General features: G+C 65.7%; 18 protein-coding genes. 2 read left to right on the forward strand and 16 right to left on the reverse strand.

The annotated features are described in order from the left end of the window. Nucleotides 1-2 precede the first annotated feature (2 nt). Entirely contained in the window at nt 3-1,874 is a 1,872-nt protein-coding gene (locus ABZT06_RS16935) for a hypothetical protein (protein ID WP_355740916.1), read from the forward strand. A 53-nt stretch (nt 1,875-1,927) separates the two neighbouring features. Here the strand turns inward: ABZT06_RS16935 and ABZT06_RS16940 are convergent, their stop codons facing one another. Beyond that, nucleotides 1,928-2,269, reverse strand: coding sequence for a hypothetical protein (locus tag ABZT06_RS16940; RefSeq protein WP_355740918.1), 342 nt, complete (start codon nt 2,267-2,269; stop codon nt 1,928-1,930). 172 nt (nt 2,270-2,441) lie between these two features. Here ABZT06_RS16940 and ABZT06_RS16945 point away from each other — a divergent pair, with 172 nt between their 5' ends. Then, nucleotides 2,442-2,564 carry a hypothetical protein gene (locus ABZT06_RS16945; RefSeq protein WP_355740920.1) on the forward strand — a complete coding sequence of 41 codons (123 nt, stop codon included), beginning with the start codon at nt 2,442-2,444 and terminating at the stop codon, nt 2,562-2,564. Nucleotides 2,565-2,678: 114 nt separating this feature from the next. Here ABZT06_RS16945 and ABZT06_RS16950 read toward each other — a convergent pair whose 3' ends face one another. From ABZT06_RS16950 to ABZT06_RS17020, 15 genes are all read right to left on the reverse strand, one after another. Next, a complete protein-coding gene (locus ABZT06_RS16950) occupies nt 2,679-4,109 on the reverse strand; it encodes a hypothetical protein (protein ID WP_355740922.1) in 1,431 nt (476 codons plus the stop codon). 14 nt (nt 4,110-4,123) lie between these two features. Continuing rightward, entirely contained in the window at nt 4,124-5,254 is a 1,131-nt protein-coding gene (locus ABZT06_RS16955; protein WP_355740924.1) for a WXG100 family type VII secretion target, read from the reverse strand. After that, entirely contained in the window at nt 5,251-5,574 is a 324-nt protein-coding gene (locus ABZT06_RS16960; protein ID WP_355740926.1) for a hypothetical protein, read from the reverse strand. The genes ABZT06_RS16955 and ABZT06_RS16960 overlap by 4 nt, the downstream gene beginning before the upstream one ends. Nucleotides 5,575-6,009: 435 nt before the next feature. Continuing rightward, on the reverse strand, nt 6,010-7,014 hold the full coding sequence (locus ABZT06_RS16965) for a hypothetical protein (protein ID WP_355740928.1): 1,005 nt from the start codon (nt 7,012-7,014) through the stop codon (nt 6,010-6,012). Nucleotides 7,015-7,108: 94 nt separating this feature from the next. Further along, nucleotides 7,109-7,600, reverse strand: a complete 492-nt coding sequence (locus tag ABZT06_RS16970; RefSeq protein WP_355740930.1) for a hypothetical protein — start codon at nt 7,598-7,600, stop codon at nt 7,109-7,111. A gap of 194 nt (nt 7,601-7,794) precedes the next feature. Continuing rightward, the gene (locus ABZT06_RS16975; protein WP_355740932.1) at nt 7,795-10,053 is read right to left on the reverse strand and encodes a hypothetical protein; all 2,259 of its coding nucleotides are present in this window, start codon (nt 10,051-10,053) and stop codon (nt 7,795-7,797) included. 89 nt (nt 10,054-10,142) lie between these two features. After that, nucleotides 10,143-10,517 (reverse strand): hypothetical protein, encoded by a 375-nt coding sequence (locus ABZT06_RS16980; RefSeq protein WP_355740934.1) that lies wholly within the window; start codon nt 10,515-10,517, stop codon nt 10,143-10,145. A gap of 433 nt (nt 10,518-10,950) precedes the next feature. Next, nucleotides 10,951-12,222, reverse strand: coding sequence for a S8 family serine peptidase (locus ABZT06_RS16985; protein ID WP_355740936.1), 1,272 nt, complete (start codon nt 12,220-12,222; stop codon nt 10,951-10,953). Then, nucleotides 12,219-12,908, reverse strand: a complete 690-nt coding sequence (locus tag ABZT06_RS16990) for a hypothetical protein (protein ID WP_355740938.1) — start codon at nt 12,906-12,908, stop codon at nt 12,219-12,221. Before ABZT06_RS16990 ends, ABZT06_RS16985 begins: the two co-directional genes overlap by 4 nt. A 342-nt stretch (nt 12,909-13,250) precedes the next feature. Then, entirely contained in the window at nt 13,251-14,561 is a 1,311-nt protein-coding gene (gene mycP, locus ABZT06_RS16995; protein WP_355740940.1) for a type VII secretion-associated serine protease mycosin, read from the reverse strand. A gap of 93 nt (nt 14,562-14,654) precedes the next feature. Continuing rightward, complete coding sequence (locus ABZT06_RS17000) at nt 14,655-16,076, reverse strand: PPE domain-containing protein (protein WP_355740942.1); 1,422 nt, start codon at nt 16,074-16,076, stop codon at nt 14,655-14,657. A 52-nt stretch (nt 16,077-16,128) separates the two neighbouring features. Then, nucleotides 16,129-16,452, reverse strand: a complete 324-nt coding sequence (locus ABZT06_RS17005; protein ID WP_355740944.1) for a hypothetical protein — start codon at nt 16,450-16,452, stop codon at nt 16,129-16,131. Nucleotides 16,453-16,454: 2 nt separating this feature from the next. Then, nucleotides 16,455-17,621: a type VII secretion-associated serine protease mycosin gene (gene mycP, locus ABZT06_RS17010; RefSeq protein WP_355740946.1), complete on the reverse strand. Its 1,167-nt coding sequence runs from the start codon at nt 17,619-17,621 to the stop codon at nt 16,455-16,457. Between the two features lie 300 nt (nt 17,622-17,921). Then, a complete protein-coding gene (locus ABZT06_RS17015) occupies nt 17,922-18,215 on the reverse strand; it encodes a WXG100 family type VII secretion target (RefSeq protein ID WP_355740948.1) in 294 nt (97 codons plus the stop codon). A 67-nt stretch (nt 18,216-18,282) separates the two neighbouring features. Next, nucleotides 18,283-18,603, reverse strand: coding sequence for a WXG100 family type VII secretion target (locus tag ABZT06_RS17020; protein WP_007385064.1), 321 nt, complete (start codon nt 18,601-18,603; stop codon nt 18,283-18,285). Between the last annotated feature and the right edge of the window lie 124 nt (nt 18,604-18,727).

The raw sequence follows: 18,727 nt of genomic DNA on the forward strand, positions 1-18,727 counted from the left end.
GGATGCAGCACGCCATGACCGTCGGTGCCGTAACTGTGGACATCACTTCCTGGCCACCGCTCGACGAGGGCACGCGAGCCTTCGGGCAGCGGTTGCTCGACTGGGCGGCCGACGACAGCGGGGCCCGCTCCCGGCTGTGCCTGGTGCGCGGTGCCGAGGGCAGCGGCAAGAGCCGTCTGCTCGCCTGGTTCCTCGCCGGGACGGTCGACCGGCCGGGGATCACGGTCCACGCCACGGTCCCCTCCGAGGGCCTGACCGCGGAGAGCTTCGCCTGGGAACTGGGGCGCCAACTCGGCTACGGGACGCTGTCCCCGGCGCGGTTGCTGGACCAGGTCGCCCTGGACCAGCGGCCGTTGCTGCTTCTCGTACCCGATCTGCACCGGGCCGGGGCCGGCCCGGCGGATCTGCCGACGGCCGCGCCGGCGAGCCTGGTCGCCGAGGTGCTGGAGCCGTTGCTGTCTCTGCCCCACGTGCGTGCGGCCGTCGAGGTCGGCGCATCCGCGCTGCTGACGGCGGACGGCGCCGAGACCGTCGACCTGCCCCCTCGCACCGGGGCGCCCCGTACCGGCGAGACCCCGTACCCGGAACTCCTCGCGGCGGTCCCGCACACCTCCGACGGCCGCCCGGACTGGTCCCAGGCCCCTGACGCGGCCCGCCGCCACATCCTCGACGCGGCACTGCGCGCCGAGGACCAAGGGGCCGCCGTACGCGACCTGTTGACCGACCCCGGGTTCCTGGTCCACGGCCCGGCCGCCGCGCTGACCGCCGCCCTCGCCGACGAGCGCATCCCCGTACCCGGGCGGCTGCGCGAGGTGTGGCGGCGGGCCGCACGCGAACTGACGGCGTATCACACCGACAGCGCCGAGCGAGCCGCCCTGCTGCACACCGCCGCCGTGGGCACGGACCCGGTCCTGACCGAGTACCTCCAGCCCCTCGCCGAGCGCCACTGGTGGACCGCGCTGTGGGCCCGGCCCGACCTCGCGGTGACCGCGCTCGCCCTGGTGCCGGGTGAGGAACGACGGGTCCTGACGACCGATGCCACGGGGCGGTGGCGGACGTACGACCTGGACGGCGGTGCGTCGGCCGGGGTCGTGGGTGGGGAGGCCGGTGGGGCCTTCGGCTGGGCTACGGGTGGGGCTTTCGGTTGGGGTGTCGGTGAGGGTGGCGACAAGGGTGCCGGCGGAAGTGCCGGTTTTCCGGCGTCCTTCGTACGACCCCGCGCCGTCGCCCCGCGTAACGCCCGCTCGGCGCTGCTGTTCGTCCGGTCCGACGCACTGCTGCCGCTCGTGGCCGAGGACGACCCGACCGCGGCGATCGTGCTCGGACACATCGCCGAACACCACGGTTCGGCCACCCTCGCCGGGGCGGAGTCCGAGGTGAGCGCGCTCGGCAACGGTGGCCCACACGGACCGTACGCCGTCGTCGGCGACCGGAGCGGCACGGTTCACGTGTGGTCCCTGAGCGAGTATCAGGACACTCCACGTTCCTGCCGCGTGCACGAACAGCCGGTCACCGCCGCGACCTGCGTCGGCACCGCCGACGGGCTGATCCTCACCTTCAGTGCCGCGTCGGACGGCTCGGTGCGGCTGTGGGAGACGGCTTCCGCCGAGCCGATGCCCGTCCCGGTGCAGCGTCGCCGGTATCGGGTCACCGCCCTTGCCGCGGCCGACACCGACGCCGGTCCGGTGCTCGCCGTGGCCTGGAGCGACGGCGAGTTGCACCTGTGGCACGTGTTCTCCGGCAAGGTGCGCGTCCTGCCCCTGCCACGCCCCTGCGACGCGCTCTCGCTCACACCCGAGGGGCTGCTCCTGGTCGGGGATCCCGAGGGCCTGTACGCGCTGCGGCTACGGCTGGACGCGCTCCGGGAGCTGTGAGACGCCCTGCTTGGCAGTGCGCGCGTCGAGAGCGACCGTGAAAGTTCTACGCGTCAATCGGAAACCTGGCGCAGAAATAGCCACATCCCCTTGGTGCCCTGGGTCTGCCGCGAGAGCCCCTCTTGACCGGCGATGGCCTCGGCCTCGACGACGGAGATCCCGGGATACCGGGCGGGATCGACCCGGATGTGCCCGCGGACGTTCGGGGCCCCGCTGCGGAGCTCACCGCGCAGCTCTTCGCGCAGTCGCCCGAGCGGGACCTTCCCGCGCCGACGACGCGACCCCCATGCGATCAGGAGATTCACGAACACCAGAGCGGCCACGCCGGCGCCGGTCCACCCGAGGGCGCCCGGCCCGACGACGCCGGGCGGGGCAGCGAGCGAAACACCGGCCATGCGCATCGGGGGAACCTCCGGGTGACAACAACACAGGGGCCGCACCCTGACGAGCCTCGGTAAGGATTCGTTCGACTGGATCCATACGGAAAAGACCGATGGGGTCAGCACGAGCCGGAGACTGGGTGGGGCCCGGTTTCGGGGCCCGGCCCATGTTGGTCGGCTTGAGGTGGTGGAGTTCGGCGCGAAGTACGGTTCGATCAGAACCGTCGCCCTCCGCGTGTCCGAGCCGAACTCCTCGGTCAGCTACGGGCAGACGTCGTACACCCTGGTGGCCCTCCCAACCACCGGCTGACGCTCCCGCCGCCGGTGGCGGTCCCGCGACGGGAGCGGCGAGTCATGACCGCCGACGATCCGGTTCGTACTCCCGGTACAGGGTGGCGAGTCGGGCGGGGTCGTCGGCGTCTTCTCAGCTCACTCCGTGGCCATCGCTGTGGTCCATCCTCGCCACGCCTTGCATGGTGAAGCCGACGAGCGGAGCCAATACTCCCGCCACAGCCGTCCACACCCGCCAAGCGCCACTGTCTGGAAGGAGCAGCAGGGCGGTCAGACACCCCAGGGCCACCGCGAACCCCACGACCACCGGCGCGGACGCGGTCACGAGATAACCGGCGCCGAGGTCGAGGGGCTGGATACGCCGCTCGGGGTCCGGTTGCGCGGGTTCCATGACACCCGCCTCCTCGACCTGCTCGGCCACCTGGACCGGGACGGCACCCGGCAGTTGCCACCCGTCGTCGCCCACGAGCTCGGCGAGGACGTCACGGCCGCGGCGCTGTCGAGGGTGCCAGAGCAGCCAGCCCTGTGCACCGGTCAGGGCGGCCCCTGCGGCGTTGCCGGCCATCTGGGAGTGGAAGGGAACCTGCCGTCCGCGGCCTTCCAGCACCAGGCATTTCAGTGTGCGGGTGTTCTCCCGACGCTTCTTCGCGTCGGCCGCCTCCGGACTGCCGGGCGGGGGCGCGTCCATGTGCTCGCCCGATCCGGTGACAGAGACGCGCAACGCCTTCCAGTCGGCGCCGACGGTGCGCCTGGGGCGACGCAGACTCTCGTTCCTCCACCAGTAGCCGAGCGGGCCGAGAGTCGCCAGCGCCCAGAAGCCACCGATCATCCATGAGTCGCCGAACTGTACGGCTCGCCCAGCGAGTTGACGTTCCACGTCCGCCCGCTGGTCGTCACCGATGGCACCCAGTTCGGGGCGGTCGGGGACGTAGGCGACGTAGAGCTCGCTGCCGACTTCCCGACGGAAGTTCGTGGTTGCTTCGAAGGTCACCGGCACACCCTCGCCTGTAGGCGCAGGAAGCAGAACGCTGAAGTCCGCTGTGGCGTTGGCAGTGCTGTGACGACTGTCGGCAACCTCATTCTCGATCTTCAGGATGGGACGCTGCTCGATCACCGCACCGGCCTCGGCCAACATGGCGCTCGTGTCCGCTCCGCGCGTGTCGACGACGGCGAGCGTCACCCACAGAGCGAACATCGCGGGGACGGCGACCATCACACCGACGAGGCGGGCCGACAACCAGCGCATGCCACCCAGCCGAAGCGGCGCCGCGCCCACGCCGCCGCCCGGGGTGGTCGAAGCGAGCCGCACAGCCCACCGGTAGGTCTCGCGGCTGGTCTGTCCGCCCCCTCGCACCGCTGCCAAACTCAACAGCATTACGCAAGTGGCCAGCAACGCCAGCGAGCACCAGACGACAGCCGCGCGCACCGGCGTGGCTCCCAGAAAGAGCCAGGCTGCAGTCGACGCCGCGAGGGCGAGCGGAGCAGTGACGGCGACGAACCTCCCGCAGCGGCGGAAAAGACGCAGACCGATGACGTCGGCTGCACCGTTCGCGTCCTTGTCCATGGTCCATTCAGTGCTCACCCGAACGCTCCGTACTTCTGCGGGTCGGGCCGCCCCCGCAGGGCGCCTGCGTCCTCTCTCGCGTCCCTTGATGCGTCGGCGACCGCACCGGCCCTGTCCTTTCCCTCTTGGGCATTGGGGTTGCCGTTGACCAGCCCGTCGATGTCCTTGGAAATGTTGCCTCCTGCTCCCAGTCCGAAGCTGATCGGAGCGTTGGTGGCCACATCCCCTACAAGCTGGTGCGCCGCGGAGAGCGTCCGTCCCTCCGTGGCTCGGTGGACGGCAGCGCTCCCGGATCCCCCGGTCAGCCCTCCCGCCACTGCTCCGAGGGCCATCTGGGAAGCGTCGAACCGATCTCCGCTGTACAGGTTGTTCAGGGTGTCACCGAGCACCGACGAGGCGGCCCCCACCGTCGCACCGTCGGCAGCCCTCGCCCACACACCTCCACCCAGCCTCGGAGCCAACATTCCAGCCCCGTACTTCCCGCCCAGAGCTCCCACGACTCCGTTGACCGCGTTGTTGGCGAACTCGGCGTCCTTGCCCATGGCCAGGTTGGTGACGATTCCCGTGCCGGTCCCCGCCCCCCACTGCACACCCAGCTCGACAGCCAGCCGCAACGGCCCGCTGCCCCTCACCAACCCTCGAACGTACCGGAACAGACGAGCGGCACTGCTGAGCAGCCGCCCCAACTGCGTGGCCGCGTCCACGGCCTGCGCCCCCAGCCGCGCAGCGTTCGCCGCCCCGGCCGCCGCCGAGAACCCGACCGTGACGAAGGAAAGTGCGACGGACGCCGCGATCGAGATCCCGATCTCAAGGTAGATCTGATGAATCTCGTCATTGATCTCCTCGATGTTGTCGGCCGCCTCCTCAAGCCCCTTCGCCGCCTGCTCGAAAAGCGGCACGGTCTCCTCGACCGCTCGCCCGACCTTCTCCCAGTACTTCCGGAACGCCTCGGCGGATTCCCCCCGCCAGTGCTCACCGAGAACGCCCCGCACCCCCTTGTCGAGCCCGCCGTACGCCTCCTCCAGCTGCTCCCCCATCGTGCGCCACCCCTTGGCCGCCGCACGCAGCACATCGGGGCGGCCACCCGGATTCACCACCTCGATCCCGGCTTCGTAGATCTTCTCGGCGACGCTCTCCTCGCTCATGTCTTAGCGCCCTTGAACAGACCGGTCAGAGCCTCGTCCGCCGCTTCGGAATTCTTCGCGTTGTCCTTGAGAGCCTGGCTCACCTCATCGAAGTGCCGAGCCAGATTCCCCAGCGATTCGCCCATCCCTGCGGCCAACACCACATAGGCCGACGTCACCTCTTCGGACTCCGTCAGCAACCCGAAGCCGTCATGGATCTGCTCCGCTCCTGTCGTCCGCTCAAACGCCCTGACAGCACTTGCCAGGTCATACGCCCGGGTATCGAAAGCCCCGGCCAGCCTCGCCATTTCCCGCGGGTCCAAATAGAAGTCACCAGACATGCGCCGCTCCGTACACCCATCCCTCGACGATCTTGGACGTGCACTTCAGCAACCGCACGCCGACCGAGGAGTCACGGATCAGCACCCGATGGAGGGATGAAGTCAACTACCCGCCGCAAACGCCGTTCTGGCCTGGTAGCAGCATTCTGGCTCGAGATCTCTGGACGCCGCCCTGCAGCACGCCATCACCGGTTACGTCGCTGAGGCGGATCTTCTCGGCGCCTTCCGTGGCACCACGCTCATGCTCTTCGCCCCGGAGGGACGGCAGGGCCGGCATCACACTTCAAGGCCACCAACCCAACTCGCAGCCTCAGGTGTCCGCTGCGGCTCAACCCCGGCCACCTCATCATCCTGAGGATCCCTGCGGGGGCCCTGGGCCATTCCGGCCGCACGCCGCAAACGGACCGTGAGTTCAAGCCGCTCCAGCCGCCTGGCTCACGACGACAACTTCGCCGGTGCGGCGCAGCCGTGTCGGGTGGCGGACTGCCCGGCGAAGTGCATCAGATCCGCTCGCTCTTTTACGGTGAGCGGGTCCGTGGTGAACCTGCGGTCGCTGCCTTCCAAAGGCGATGCGTGGTAGTAGCCGACGCCCAGCGCACCCTGGCAGATGGCGGACGTCCATGCCGTGTATTCGTCGATTCCCGAGGGAGTGGCGTGGCCACCGTACTTGCCGTTGACCACAGCCTGGGAAGCATCGCTGAAGGGGCCGTATGCGGCGGCCAGTTGCAGGCCGCCGACAAGCAGACACTCTTCGGCCGGTGAGGTCCCAGCGGCGGTCTCCCTCACCTTCGTCACGGAGGTCATGCCCTTACAGGTCCCTGTGGCATCGCTCGCCGACACGGTCGTTACCTCGGCATCAGGAGCAGTGATCTTGCTCGAATCTCCCGGATCCGTCTCACAGCCGGTCTTTTCTGCGGCGCGCTGGGCTGCCCCGGTCACCGTACGGGCGAGTTCGAGCCGGACGGCCTGCGTGACGTCGCTGCCGTAGGGCGACTCGGCTGCCACGAGGATTCCGCTGCCCTCCTTCGGCGTCCAGTTCTTACAACTGAGAAGCACAGACGCGGTGGCCTCGTCCTCGTCGGTGACCATGAACCCTTGCCAACTCGCGTCCAGAGGAACGGGAAAGGACTCCTGATCACGCTGGAAGCTGTAGAACCCGTATGCGTTGTGGGCACCGGACGCGGTCTCGATCGCAATGACGACGCCGTCGACATTGCACGTCGTCGCCAGGCCGGACGGCTCTGTCACATCGCTCGAGACGTCGAACTGCTTGCTGGAGACGTGGAAGCCCAAACCGAGCAGGGAAAGCTTCGACTTCCCCGCAAGGTCCAGTACCGGGTCGACCGGGAGCATCCCACTGCACGCTCGTCCGGTCTTGGCTGCCGGGTACTGGAGCTGGAATCCGTAGTACCCGGCCCCAAGGACGGCCAGCGTCACCACGGAACCGATCAGCCGACGTCTGCCATTCCTTCGGAGCCATGTGCGGTGATCCCACATCATGAGGCGCTCATTTCGGGTTCAGGTCGGTCCACCCTCAAGAGCCGAAGGAGGGCGACTGGTCGGCCGCGGAAAGAGGCTTCAGGCACCCGGCATCGAGGACGGAGTGGTTGGCGAGGCGGGACGCTATGGCCGCGATGGTGAGGCGTTGGCTGTCCGTGTTGCCGTCGGAAGCGCCAGGAGACTCGACGGAGACGCTGAGGTGGGCAGTCGCATCGCCGTCCAACTTGCAGGGGATGTAGACGGCCGCGCTTGAATCACCGGACAGCGCCACGGACTTCTGCCCCGTAGCGGCAGTGATGCTCAGGGGCTTCGTCTCGCCCGACAGACGGCCCCGTTCCTTGAGGTCGTCCTCCCATGCCTCGGCACCGGCGGTGGTCAGGCGGACGCGCGCGTCGAGCTGAGTCTTCCCGTCGCCGTCGATCGTGCAGTCCAACCGGTACCCGTCGCCTGCACCGGACTCGGTGAACTCCGTAGAGGTGACCCGACGGCCGGTGAAGGTGGTCTGCTCGATGAACCCCATGTCCACGGCTGAGAGAATGCCAGCGCAGTCAGCGGAGACACCGGTGCCACGGAACGGGATGAAACGGTCGCCGATGACTGTTCCCGCGACCAGGCAGAGCACTGCCAGCAAGCCGACGGTCAGACGTTTCCGGAAGGCAGAGCTCGTGCTCACAGGGACCTCGGGGGTGGGGTGAGTAGGGTCGGTCACTGGCTGGCCTCTCAATTTCCCAGGCCGGATGTATCGGCATCGAGGTCACTGGCGAAGTCGTCCAGGTTGTCCTTGGCGTTTCCGTGGCCGCTGTTGAGCCCCTTGCTCACCGCGGTGTCCACCTGTTCCTGGCTCAGCCCGGTCTCAGCCCGCTCGTTCGCGAGCATCGCGGCGTCGCTAGTGACGGCCATGAATGACCTCTTGCGATCCTCGACCTCTCCACCCGTGCTGTAGACGACTTCGCCGAGCGAGTCCCTGGAAGCACCGGAAACCATCGAGTCGATCACCTGACCGCTGACCCATTCGGCTGCGGCACCGGCCACGGCCCCGCCTGCCGGAGACGCGATAGTGGCAGTTCCCGCACCGATACCAATGCCGACACCAGTCTTCGCCCAATCCCCCGCTGCCTCGATACGACTGTTGAACACCGCGTCGTCCGCAACCTTGTCGTGGATGACGGCGTCCTTGCGGGCCGTGCCGATGATGCCCTCGATCTCCGCCGAGTTCGTACTGATCTTCTCGATCTTCTCGGTCGCGGAGACGTCGTAGGCCTCCGGGTGCTCGAGGTGATACTCCATCAGCGAGCTGGTGTACTGCGTCTGACCGTAGTTGATGGCCGCGTATCCGTCCGGATCCTGGCCGACCGTGTACAGGAATCGCGTGACGTCACGTTCACTGTTGTCGCTGATGGTCGCCCGTGCGCTGTCACCTTCGGGGTAGAGCTTGTCGAGACCCTTCTCGTCGTTGGCCAGGGCGCGATTGATGTCGGGCATGTACTCGGCGGCAATGCGACCCAGGCTGTCGTTCATTCCCTTGTGGGCGAGATCGGGATGCTCGGACACATCTGAGATGATCTTCGAGGTGAGATCGGCCTGCTCCGTGGTGTGCTTGGGGAGCGGGTTCGGGATCGGGGCGTCGTACGCGTGGCCGGTCGTGGCGGATTCCAGGGCGTGACCGAGGTTGTTGTAGCCGTTGGGGTTTTTGTCGTCACCGGTGTAGCCCGCGCCCTCGGGCCAGTGCCGGTCCTTCATCAAGTAGTCGTAGTGATCGACCTTTTCACCGTTGACCGAGGTCTCCGAGCCGAAGAACTCCGTGGAGGCCTCCGGGTTGTGTCCCAGGGCGTCCATGTACCCCGCCATCGGGTCGAGCGCCCCGATGTTGGTCGTGCCCAGCGTGCGCGGGTAGCCCCAGTACGCGTCCGGGTTCTGCCCCCCGTTGGCGCCGTTCTTCTCCGCGGTGATCAGCGCGTCGCCGTAGTCCTGGAGGAAGTCCTTGTCCCACTTGCCCTCGCTCATCAGGCTGCTGGTGAGCTGGTAGCCGCTGAGGCCGTACGGCGACTCGGTCGGGTTGGCGTTGAAGTCGCGCTGGCCCGCCTTGAGGAGGTCATTCTGGAACTTGGTGATCTCGGGGTCGGGTCCGCCCTTGCGGTGGTCGTCGGAGGTGGTCGCCGTGCCGATGGTGGTGCCCAAGTTCGCCTTGAGCTGCTTGAGTTGGGCCAGCTGCTCCTTGGAGAGCGTGGTGCCGGCCGGAGGGCTCATGAGCTGGTTGTACTTGCTCAGCATGTTCTCGCCGCCGGTCTTGACGGCGAACTCCCGTGAAAACTCCGGGTCGTTCTTGTTGGCGGAGAGAAGCAGGTTGAGCTTGGTGATCTCGGCGTCGGAGAGCCGGCCCTTCTTGTTCATCAACGCGGCAGCCTGGTCGGCTTCGACGGAGTCGAGGGTGGTGTAGACGCTGGTGTTGAAGGACTGGCTGTCGCCGTTGGCGTCGCGTTCCAGGGCCGAACTCGCTGCCTCATCGGCGGCGGTGGCCACCTCCAGGACCCGCGTCAGCCGGGAAACGAGCGAGTCGAGCTTCTTCTTGCGCTCCTCGGCGAGACCCGGCGAGGCGGAGGCGGTCGGGCTGTCCTGTCGTGGGTCGACATCCTCGACGCGGCCGTCGTCGTAGACCTTGTAGTGGTCGTTGCGGGCCTCGTCGAGCAGGGCGTGCAACTGCTTCTGGGATGCGGTGAATTCGCCGTGCGCGTCCAGCAACAGCTTGGCGATGCGCTCCGCTTCGGTGGCGGCGTTCTCGTACTCCGTGCGGGCCTTGCCCATGGTGACGAACGCGGCGTCGGCCGCGTCTCCGTCCCAGTGGCCCTTGAGATGGTTGATGACCCGCTGCTCGAACTCCCGCTGCAACGCGTCGTACTTGGCCGGCAACGCCTTCCAGGATGCGGCGGCGTCGGCCAGCGGTGCGAGGTCGGCCTTGTCGAGGTAGGGGATGGACACCATGTGCGACTGCTCCTTGTGAGGGGGTTCAGGTCCGACTCGATGGGCTCACCCGGACGCGCGCCACGGCGACGGCCTCGGGTGACCCGACATCACCCGAAGGGCGTGATCGAGTGCTGTCGGGCCTGTTCCTCCTGCTCGGTGCTGGTGTAGTGGCCGGAGGTGGTGTGGAGCTTGTCACTGATGTCCTGGAGCAGGCTCTTGAGGTTGAGGACCTGGGAACCCCAGCGGACGTCCATGGTCACCAGGGAGCCGGCGGTGGCCCAGGAGCCTGCTTCGGCCATGCCGCCGGCGCTGTGCTTGTTGAGCCCCCTGGAAGCGCTCAGGCAGTCGTCGTCGGCACCGTTGTCGGCGTTCTCGGTGGCACCGCGCAGCTCGACGAGCGCGTTGGCGGCCTCGTCGAGGCGCTGGGTGTCGACGTTGGTACCGCCACCGGCACCGCCCCCGCCACCGCCGTCCGCAGGCACGGAGTTCAGCCGCGTCCGAGTGGATCCGCTGTGCTGTGGCGCATCGAAGGGAGTACTCATCCCTTGTCCCATCCCCGTTGTGAAAGTGGTGGACATGCCCGGTTCGCTCACTCGACCACGGACGCCGTTGCATCCGTACGACGTGAAGTGCCCACCCCGGCCGGGACTGGCGCCCGGCGACCTAGGCAAGGACATGCCAATCAGCAGGCCGAAAGATACCGGATCTTCCATCGGGTGGCCCACTGTCGGCCGCACTGTGGGACGCGAAAGTGAACGCGAACGGCTCGGCGGACAGGTACCCGCCGAGCCGTTCGCGGCGCCTTCGCACCCACCGACCCGCCGAAGTCGGAGTCCGTGAGGTCCTGCATGTCCTGACGGCTTCGGCCGAGCTGAAGGTCACAGAGACGATGGTGTCCTCCGGCCCGACCGGCAACTACTGGTAAGGCGGCCACTGACCAGAAGGTGGGGCGGACTGCTGGTACGGGTTCTGCTGTGGCAGGACAGGCTGCTGACCGTACTGCGTATACGCGACAGGAGCACCGAGCCCAGCGCCCTCAGGCCCCTGACGTTGCAACCGACGACCGCTCTTGAAGAGCCAGAAGCCGCCGAACGTGAAGAGCAGCGTGATCAAAGCCCCGACGGCCGCAACCGCAACCTTGAAGAAGTCCACGCCCTGGGAGTAAGTCTTGGGCGTACCGTCGTCTCCAGGGCCGAAGTGCAAACCGGTCCCTGTCTCGCCAATGGCTACGTTCTGCTCCGGAGTGAGCTTCGCTGCGGCCTGTAGTGCCGCCTTCGCGTTGATCACCCCATAGCCGGTCTCTGCGCTGTAGCCGCGGGAGGCATGTGAAGCGGTCTCTTCGAGGGCTCTCTCCACCTGACGCGGCGCAAGATTGGGGTATTTCGAGACAATCAACGCGCTTACGCCCGCAGCCAATGCGCAAGCCGCTGATGTTCCCTCGCCAGACGTACGACCGCTGGACCGGTAGTCCGCTTCATAGATGCCAACGCCTGGAGCGGCGATGTCGATGTAAGAGTGCACGGACGAGAACGATGCGCGCGACCCGTCCGGAGTTGAGGCCGCGACAGTGATGACGCCCGGATAAGCCGACGGGTAGGAGATGGCGTTGTCGCCCCCTGCCGACTTGTCGCCCAGATTCCCGACCGCACCGAGAAGTACGACGCCCTTGGACAGGGCGTAGTCGATGGCCTTCAGGGCCTTCTCGTCGTAACTGTTCAAGAGCGTCCTGGAACCGATGGACATCGAGATGACATCGGCTCCGTGGTCCGTCGCGTACTTGATCGCCTGCGAGACCGCGTCGGGGTTGCTCATGCTGCGCCCCTGGTAATTGGGGTCGGCCTCGTCTCGGATCACCCGCAGGCCCAGGATCTTCGCTTTGGGGGCAACGTCGAGAATGCTGGACGCCATCGCAGTACCGTGTTCGCTGTACCGCGACGCAGACTTGTCATTGGCCTGGAGGAAGTCCGGCCCCTCCGTGGCACGGCCCTTCAGCACCGGGTGGTCGGTACGGATGCCGGTGTCGACGACCGCAACCGTGACGCCTTCGCCCTCAGTGACGGCGTGGGCGGCCGGGACGGACATGGCCGGCAGTTCCCAGCCCTGCGCAGAGTCGGCGGAGGCGGTGGACGCACTCGCCGCTGCCAGGACGGATGCCAGCAGCGCGCTGGCCACAATTCGCTTGATCACTTGCCCAACACCGTCCGCCGCAGATCATCGGCATAGATCGCCGCGAGAGCCTGCGCCGTGTTTCTGTAGGGCAATCTCTCTTCAAAGCCGATGAAGGTCCATGGTTCGGGTAGTTGACCTACTGTACGGGCGGGGTCCGTGGGCCCGGTCGTGACAGTTACGGTATATGGCGAATCGGGCATGTAGATCTGCCTCGCAGCACCGCCGATGCCCATCTTCCCGGCCCAAGCAGCAGCTTGAGTACCACGAACGGCAAACGGCTGGACCGTCGGCGCACGACCAGAAGCCACCGCGTCGCTCTGAATCCGCTCGATCTTGGATTCAATCATCTCCGCATCGGCTGGCGTGTTGGCCACGACAAGACCAATGGTCGCGGCCATCTCACCGCTTACGTCAGTGTAAGTCGCTCGCAAAGCGAACTTGCACCTGCCCGCCATCACATCCGCCGAAAAATCTGCGGAGAATGCTTCCTTGCACGAAGCACCCTCGGCGATCCCTTGACGTGCCCAAACTCTGGCATCATCACCGACGGTCTTGCTGGTAAAACGATCAGGGAAAATCTCATCGCTTCGGAGATTGTGCCATGCCACTGGAATAAACGCGTCGTTCGAGTTCTGGTCCGTGGAACCCTGTACGGTCTTGAAAATAACCAAGGCCGTCCCGAGAAGCGGAATAATACCGAACACGATCAGCAGGACACCGGCGACCCTACGAGCACGCCCTCTGGGTTTCACATATGGCGTCGGCCGGTAGACGGAAGGAAGCGACGCCGCACCTTGAGGGATGGCGTTATAGGAAGATGAGCCGGGAGGCGTATATCCCGGAGGCGGGCTAGAATGCACTGCGATTTCCCTTTTTGATGGCTCAATTACATGGCCCGGACATGCCCTAATGTCATGCGGCAACGATCAGCCACCGGATCCATAGGCATAGCATTGAGGAGGCGATGGAGGTCTACGCCTTGCACGTCAAAAAGGCATGGCTCGCGGCTGCGTTGTCCCGCTTAGTGCCCTAGCTAATATCGGCAGCTACTGCTGCGGCGGCCACTGGCCGTGGGGCGGAGTGGACTGCTGCTGATACGGGTTCTGCTGCGGGGGTGCGGGCTGCTGGTACGGGTTCTGCTGCGGCGGGGCAGGCTGCTGGCCGTACTGAGGGTAAGCCGTGGGGTCACCAGGACCGCCACTGTTGTTCTTTTTCCGCCTGGATGCCTTGACGATCAGGAACACGATCAGTAGGAGGCCGGCCAGACCCAGGACTCCGATGACGGCCCAGATGAGCATTGCCTTCTGGTCAGCCTTTTCTTGTTCTGCGTCGGACATGCCGAGCGAAGGAGATGCCGACTTGTCTTTGAGGGACTTCGGGACGGTGAGCGGGCCATACTTCGAGCCGACCGGGATATCCTTTTTTAGGGCCGCGAGAGGCTGAATAATCCCGTATCCATAGCTCTTGTCCGGCAGGGTTAGACCTTTCTCGGAGTCAGGCAGTACAGCTGTCTTCACGAGACGATTCACGATCTGCCCTACCGTCAGGTCAGGGAATTTGGAACGGAGCAGCGCAACTGCTGCTGATGTGTACGCGGCCGCGTCTGAGGTGCCGTTTGCAGCGTGGTAGCCGTTACCAACAGCGTTCGCGGAGACAATATTAGCGCCAGGAGCCGTCAGTGTGACAAAATCCCCAGGGTTCGATCCATTCCAGATGAGCCCATCATTCTTTACGGCACCGACTCCCAACGCTCCAGGCGAAGCGGCCGGATAGCATTTTCCGCCTTTATCTTCTTCATTTCCTGCAGCACCAACGACCAACACATCGTGACTCAACGCATAGGTCACGGCATTCGACACATCGTTTAGAGCTTCAGGATCACTGGAATTGAAGCATTGCGAGACATTGATCACGGACGCACCGTTATCAACTGCGTACCTGATCGTCTCGGATAGATTCACATCGCTCGAGTCCCGGATCGGCAAGATCTTTGCCTTTGGCGCGAGTCCAATGACCCCATCATTTACCCCGTGCCCATGAGCAGCAATGATCGAAGCCATAGCAGTTCCATGATTTTGGCCAGGATCAGGCTCCGCGCTTCCTCCATCAACAAAATCCTTTCCCCTTAGAACGTTTCCTTTCAAGTCGACATGATTTGCGTTTACTCCGGTGTCGATAACCGCAACGATGACGCCACTGCCTTGGGAGATCTTCCACACGGATTCCGCGTTAAGAGCCTCCAGCGCCCACTGGTCATCTCTCACCTGGTCTGCAGCCGCGAATGGCGCAGAGGCAAACAGCACCGCGCTGACCGCTGCGCCGAAGCCCGCTACTCGAAGCGTCCGCCTAAAGCTCATCCGTGTTTCCTCCCTTAGGCCGACGCGGGGATGATGCCTCCCACGAGCAGCGCATCCCCGCGCCTTCCTTACAACTGCAGCATGCCGCGTGGGTTACTCCTCGATGACCCGAGGTGCCACGTCACGCTGCGGGGTCCAGGTCTCCTCGTCCTCAACCAAGTAGTCGGGACGCTCGCCCTCGCGCTGCTCGTCTTCCTTGCGCCGGCCGCTACGCGAACCAGGAGCACCTGCGATGCCCCCCTTGCGGACCGCGCTGGCTCCCTTTCCTGTGGCACCTCGGCTGCTATGCAGGCCCGAGCCACCTGCGGTGCCCCTGCCCGCACCCGCACCAGACTTTGGTGTGCCACCCACTACACCGCCACGAGCCGTGCCTCCGACCCGTCCAGCCGCGCCCTTGGCCGCACCAGCGCCTCCAGCACCTACTCCGCCAACGCCTCCAGCACCAGCGCGACCCGCCATGCCAGCGGTCCCAGCTCCTGCACGACCCACCATTCCGCCCCGAGCGACACCTCCTCCAACGGCCCCACCTACGGCGCCACCGATGAAGCCGGTTCCGCTACTGATGCCACCACCGCCAGCGGTTCCACCGCCGGCCATGCCTGGGCCGCCAACCGTTGTCGCTCCGGTACGGCCGCCCGAAATGCCGTCAATCGCTGTACCTACACCGGTATTCCCCGTCGGTGTAGTCGGCTTGTGCGCTCCACCGGTGACACCCGAAGGCGGAGCCACAGACTTGGACGAGCTGATACCACTCGTCTGCGCCGTCCGAGCCGTACCTGAGGACACGCTCTGTGGGCTTCGGGGCGAGCGTGCCGTCGGCATAACTACCGGTGTGGGCGTCATACCACCCGGGTCCCCCGGGTAGTCAGTTTCGGTTTCGCGATACGGCTTCTTCTGCCACGACCCCATAGCCTTGGCCTGGGAGTTATAAGAAGCGCCCAGCGTCTCCATCTTCGCAGCCATCTTGAGCTGCGCTTCCCGGCCCGCCGAAAGGTCGTCGTCGTTCGCGTCGAGGGCGTCCTGTGCACCCTTTCCAGCCGCCAGGTCCTTGTTCAGTCCGGCGTCGCTGCGCGTGAAACCGTCTCCCAGGCTGTTGAGAGCACTGGAAATCTTGCCCGGCTTCTTCATCGCCATGACTTCGGGCTGGATGTGGCTCAACGTGGAGCCGGCGTTCGCCATCGCGGTCGAGGTGTGGCTGGCGTACTTCGCAGTGTCACCGATGCTCTTGCTGACCTGCTTGGCCTTGGCGGCGAACCGTTCGGCAGCCGCCCCCTTCCAGTGCTCCTGGATGCGGGCCACTTCTTTCTCGAACTCCGACTGGATGCTGGTCAGCTGAGCCGACAGCCCCCTCCAGCCTTCCGCGACGGCTGACACGAGTTGAGGCTTGGCATGCTGAACCATGGCCTTCATCTCGTCCATGTCCTTGCCGCTGGCGAAGGCTGTCGTGTGCTTCTCGTTGAAGCACATATTCATCTCGGTGTAGTCGTAGTCGATCTGACCGTCGCTGTCAGCCATGCCCCTGTGCCCCCTCGTTGATTAGTACCTCAGCCCTCACCATGTTCATGGATCACTGCTTTCCCGCGTTAGGGAAACTCGCCTGGGCGTCGTAGTCAGAGTCCTGGTACGCCCCGTGCGCGTACTTCGTCTTCTGACCGAACTCGTCCATGACGGTGTTGAGATACTTCACAGCGTCTTGGATGTACGTCTTGATCTCGTTGTGAGCATTGGCGAGCTTTTCTGCCTCGTCAAAGCCGGTTCCGAGAGCACCTGCCGGAAGGTAGGTGTTGGTCTTCGAGTCCGTGTCCGCCTTGCCGAGATCACCGAGAACTCGGTTCAGTGCGGAGACAGTCTTCTCGAGTTCGTCGAGATCGACGCTTACTTCTTCAGCCATGCTCAGCTCCCCGTTGACACGTTGTTACCCACACCCTGCTTGCGACGCCAGTCGCTCAAGACACGCCCGCCCCCGAACAGAAGCAGCACCAGCGCGAACCCGGTCGCCAGGACGTACAGCGCGTAGCGTTCCGTCCGTTGTTGTTCGGTCTCGCCGAGGACCAGGGTCGCGGCCTGGACGTTGGCGGAGTGGCCCATGGGGCCGAGCGCGTCCGGCTTCGGGCCGTCGGCCGAGGGGACCGTCGTGTCGTCGTTGACCGCGGCTGCCGGGTCGATGACGCCCCAACCCACGAAGTTGTCGCGGCCCGGCTTGCTCCGGTCGGCCGTCTGCTCGATCTGGGTGATGACCTGCTTGTAGCTCCACTCGGGATGCTTGGCGCGGATCAGGGCGGCGACGCCCGAGACGTACGGGGCGGCGAAACTCGTGCCCTGGTCGACGCAGTTGCCGCCCGTCGGGACGGTCGAGACCATGTCGATGCCCGGTGCCGCGACGCCCACGAACGGGCCCGACTGGGAGAAGGGGGCACGGGCGTTGTTGCGGTCGGAGGCCGCGACCGCCAGCACGCCCGGATACGACGCCGGGTACGTCTCCTGGACCTTGCCGTCCGCACCGTCGTTGCCGGCCGCCGCGACGATAAGGATGTTCTTCTCCTGGGCGTACTTGATGGCGCTCCGGAAGGCGGTGTCGACCGTCGGGTCCATCTTCGACGCGGTGTCCTGCGAGATGTTGATGATGCGCGCACCGTGGTCGGCCGCCCACATGATCGCCTGGATCATCGTGCGGACATTGCCACTGCCCTTGTCGTCGTTCTGACGAATGGGGATGATCGTCGCTTCCGGAGCGAGGCCGATGAAGCCCGTGCCTTCGAGCTTGCGGGCGGCGATGATCCCGGCCACCTTGGTGCCGTGGCCCACCTCTGAGTCGTTCTTGCCGTTGCCGCCCTTGTGCAGGAAGTCCGTGCCGTTGGCGACGGCGCCGCCCTTGAGCTGCGCGTTGACGGTGTCGACACCGGTGTCGATGACGGCGACCTTGACGCCCTTGCCCTTGGTGTCCTGCCACAGCTGGTCGAGGACGACGCGCTGCAGCGACCAGGGTGTTCCCTTGATGATGTCGGACGGGAACGAGCAACTGGTGTCGTCGACCTGGAAGCGCACGTCGTCGTCGGCCAAGGTGGTCCGTACGCGCTCGGCGGCGCTGATCGGTGTGGCCCCCGCCAAGGGCAGCCCACAGGCCAGAACCGCAAAGGCTGCGGTGCCTGCGGCGCTCCGACGCGCGGCGCGCGATGCCCCGGATCCCACTTCTTACGTCCTCCCGTTTTGTTTCCGTACGGGACGCGTGAACCAGCTGTCAGCCGGTGAGCCGACTATGCGCCGATGAACCGGCTATGAGCACAAACGTCCACACGCCCCCGTGAACCGCCGATGGGGGCGAGCGCGCTGTCGCGCACCCGCCCCCATCAAGCGATCACGTCAGCCGCCCCAGATCTGGGCGTTCTTCGACTCGGTCGCCTGGTAGTTCTGGGCGGCGCTGTCGAGGGCCTTGGCGATGGCTTCCAGCGTCTGCTGCATGGAGGCGGCGCGCTGGTCCCACTCGGTCTGCTTGGCGCGGTAGGACTCCTGCGCCGAGCCTTCCCAGCTGGCGGAGATCCGCTTCACGCCGCTCTCGAGCTCGTCAAGCTGCGTGCGGATCTTGCCCGCGGTGCTGCGGACGTCCTGCGCGGCCTGGGAGATCGTGGCGAAATTTACAAGAATCTGCCCGGACATCTCTTCTGTGTCTCCTCAGATGTGTGGATGGTCTGTCACGGACGTGCGCCGCGGCGCACAGGTCCGATCATCCGAAGGGGGACGAGGCCGCGATGTTCTGGATGGACGCACGCTGCTCCTCTTCCGAAGCCGCGTAGGCCTTGGTGCTCTGGTCGATCGCTTCCTTGATGTCGTTCAAGATCTGGTTGATCTTGTTGGCATCCTGGTTCACCTGCGACTGCAGGTTGTTGTACGCGGTGGCCGCCGAGCCCTTCCAGCCGCCCGTGATCGTGTCGATCACGGTCTGCAGGCGGGAGATTTCGCCCTGGATCGAGGAGTTGACCGAGGAGATCTTGCCGCTGAACGCGACCATCTCCTCCTCGGTCATGGTGAACTGCTGTCCAGCCATGTTGTGTCCCCCATGAGACGTAGGAGTTCTGAGTAGACCCTCACTCGGAACGCCAACACCGAATGGTGGCAGGCGTATCCAGTCCGGTCTGGTTCCACTCTAGTCGCATCCACTGACAGAGCGA

The sequence above is a fragment of the Streptomyces sp. NPDC005483 genome (genome assembly GCF_040606035.1).
GTDB lineage: Bacteria > Actinomycetota > Actinomycetes > Streptomycetales > Streptomycetaceae > Streptomyces.

Bases quoted from the DNA above. Each gene is read 5' to 3' on its own strand.
- ABZT06_RS16935 (WP_355740916.1), top strand. From the start codon at position 3: ATGCAGCACGCCATGACCGTCGGTGCCGTAACTGTGGACATCACTTCC.
- ABZT06_RS16940 (WP_355740918.1), bottom strand. From the start codon at position 2,269: ATGGCCGGTGTTTCGCTCGCTGCCCCGCCCGGCGTCGTCGGGCCGGGC.
- ABZT06_RS16950 (WP_355740922.1), bottom strand. From the start codon at position 4,109: ATGGACAAGGACGCGAACGGTGCAGCCGACGTCATCGGTCTGCGTCTT.
- ABZT06_RS16955 (WP_355740924.1), bottom strand. From the start codon at position 5,254: ATGAGCGAGGAGAGCGTCGCCGAGAAGATCTACGAAGCCGGGATCGAG.
- ABZT06_RS16960 (WP_355740926.1), bottom strand. From the start codon at position 5,574: ATGTCTGGTGACTTCTATTTGGACCCGCGGGAAATGGCGAGGCTGGCC.
- ABZT06_RS16975 (WP_355740932.1), bottom strand. From the start codon at position 10,053: ATGGTGTCCATCCCCTACCTCGACAAGGCCGACCTCGCACCGCTGGCC.
- mycP (WP_355740940.1), bottom strand. From the start codon at position 14,561: ATGAGCTTTAGGCGGACGCTTCGAGTAGCGGGCTTCGGCGCAGCGGTC.
- ABZT06_RS17000 (WP_355740942.1), bottom strand. From the start codon at position 16,076: ATGGCTGACAGCGACGGTCAGATCGACTACGACTACACCGAGATGAAT.
- ABZT06_RS17005 (WP_355740944.1), bottom strand. From the start codon at position 16,452: ATGGCTGAAGAAGTAAGCGTCGATCTCGACGAACTCGAGAAGACTGTC.
- ABZT06_RS17015 (WP_355740948.1), bottom strand. From the start codon at position 18,215: ATGTCCGGGCAGATTCTTGTAAATTTCGCCACGATCTCCCAGGCCGCG.
- ABZT06_RS17020 (WP_007385064.1), bottom strand. From the start codon at position 18,603: ATGGCTGGACAGCAGTTCACCATGACCGAGGAGGAGATGGTCGCGTTC.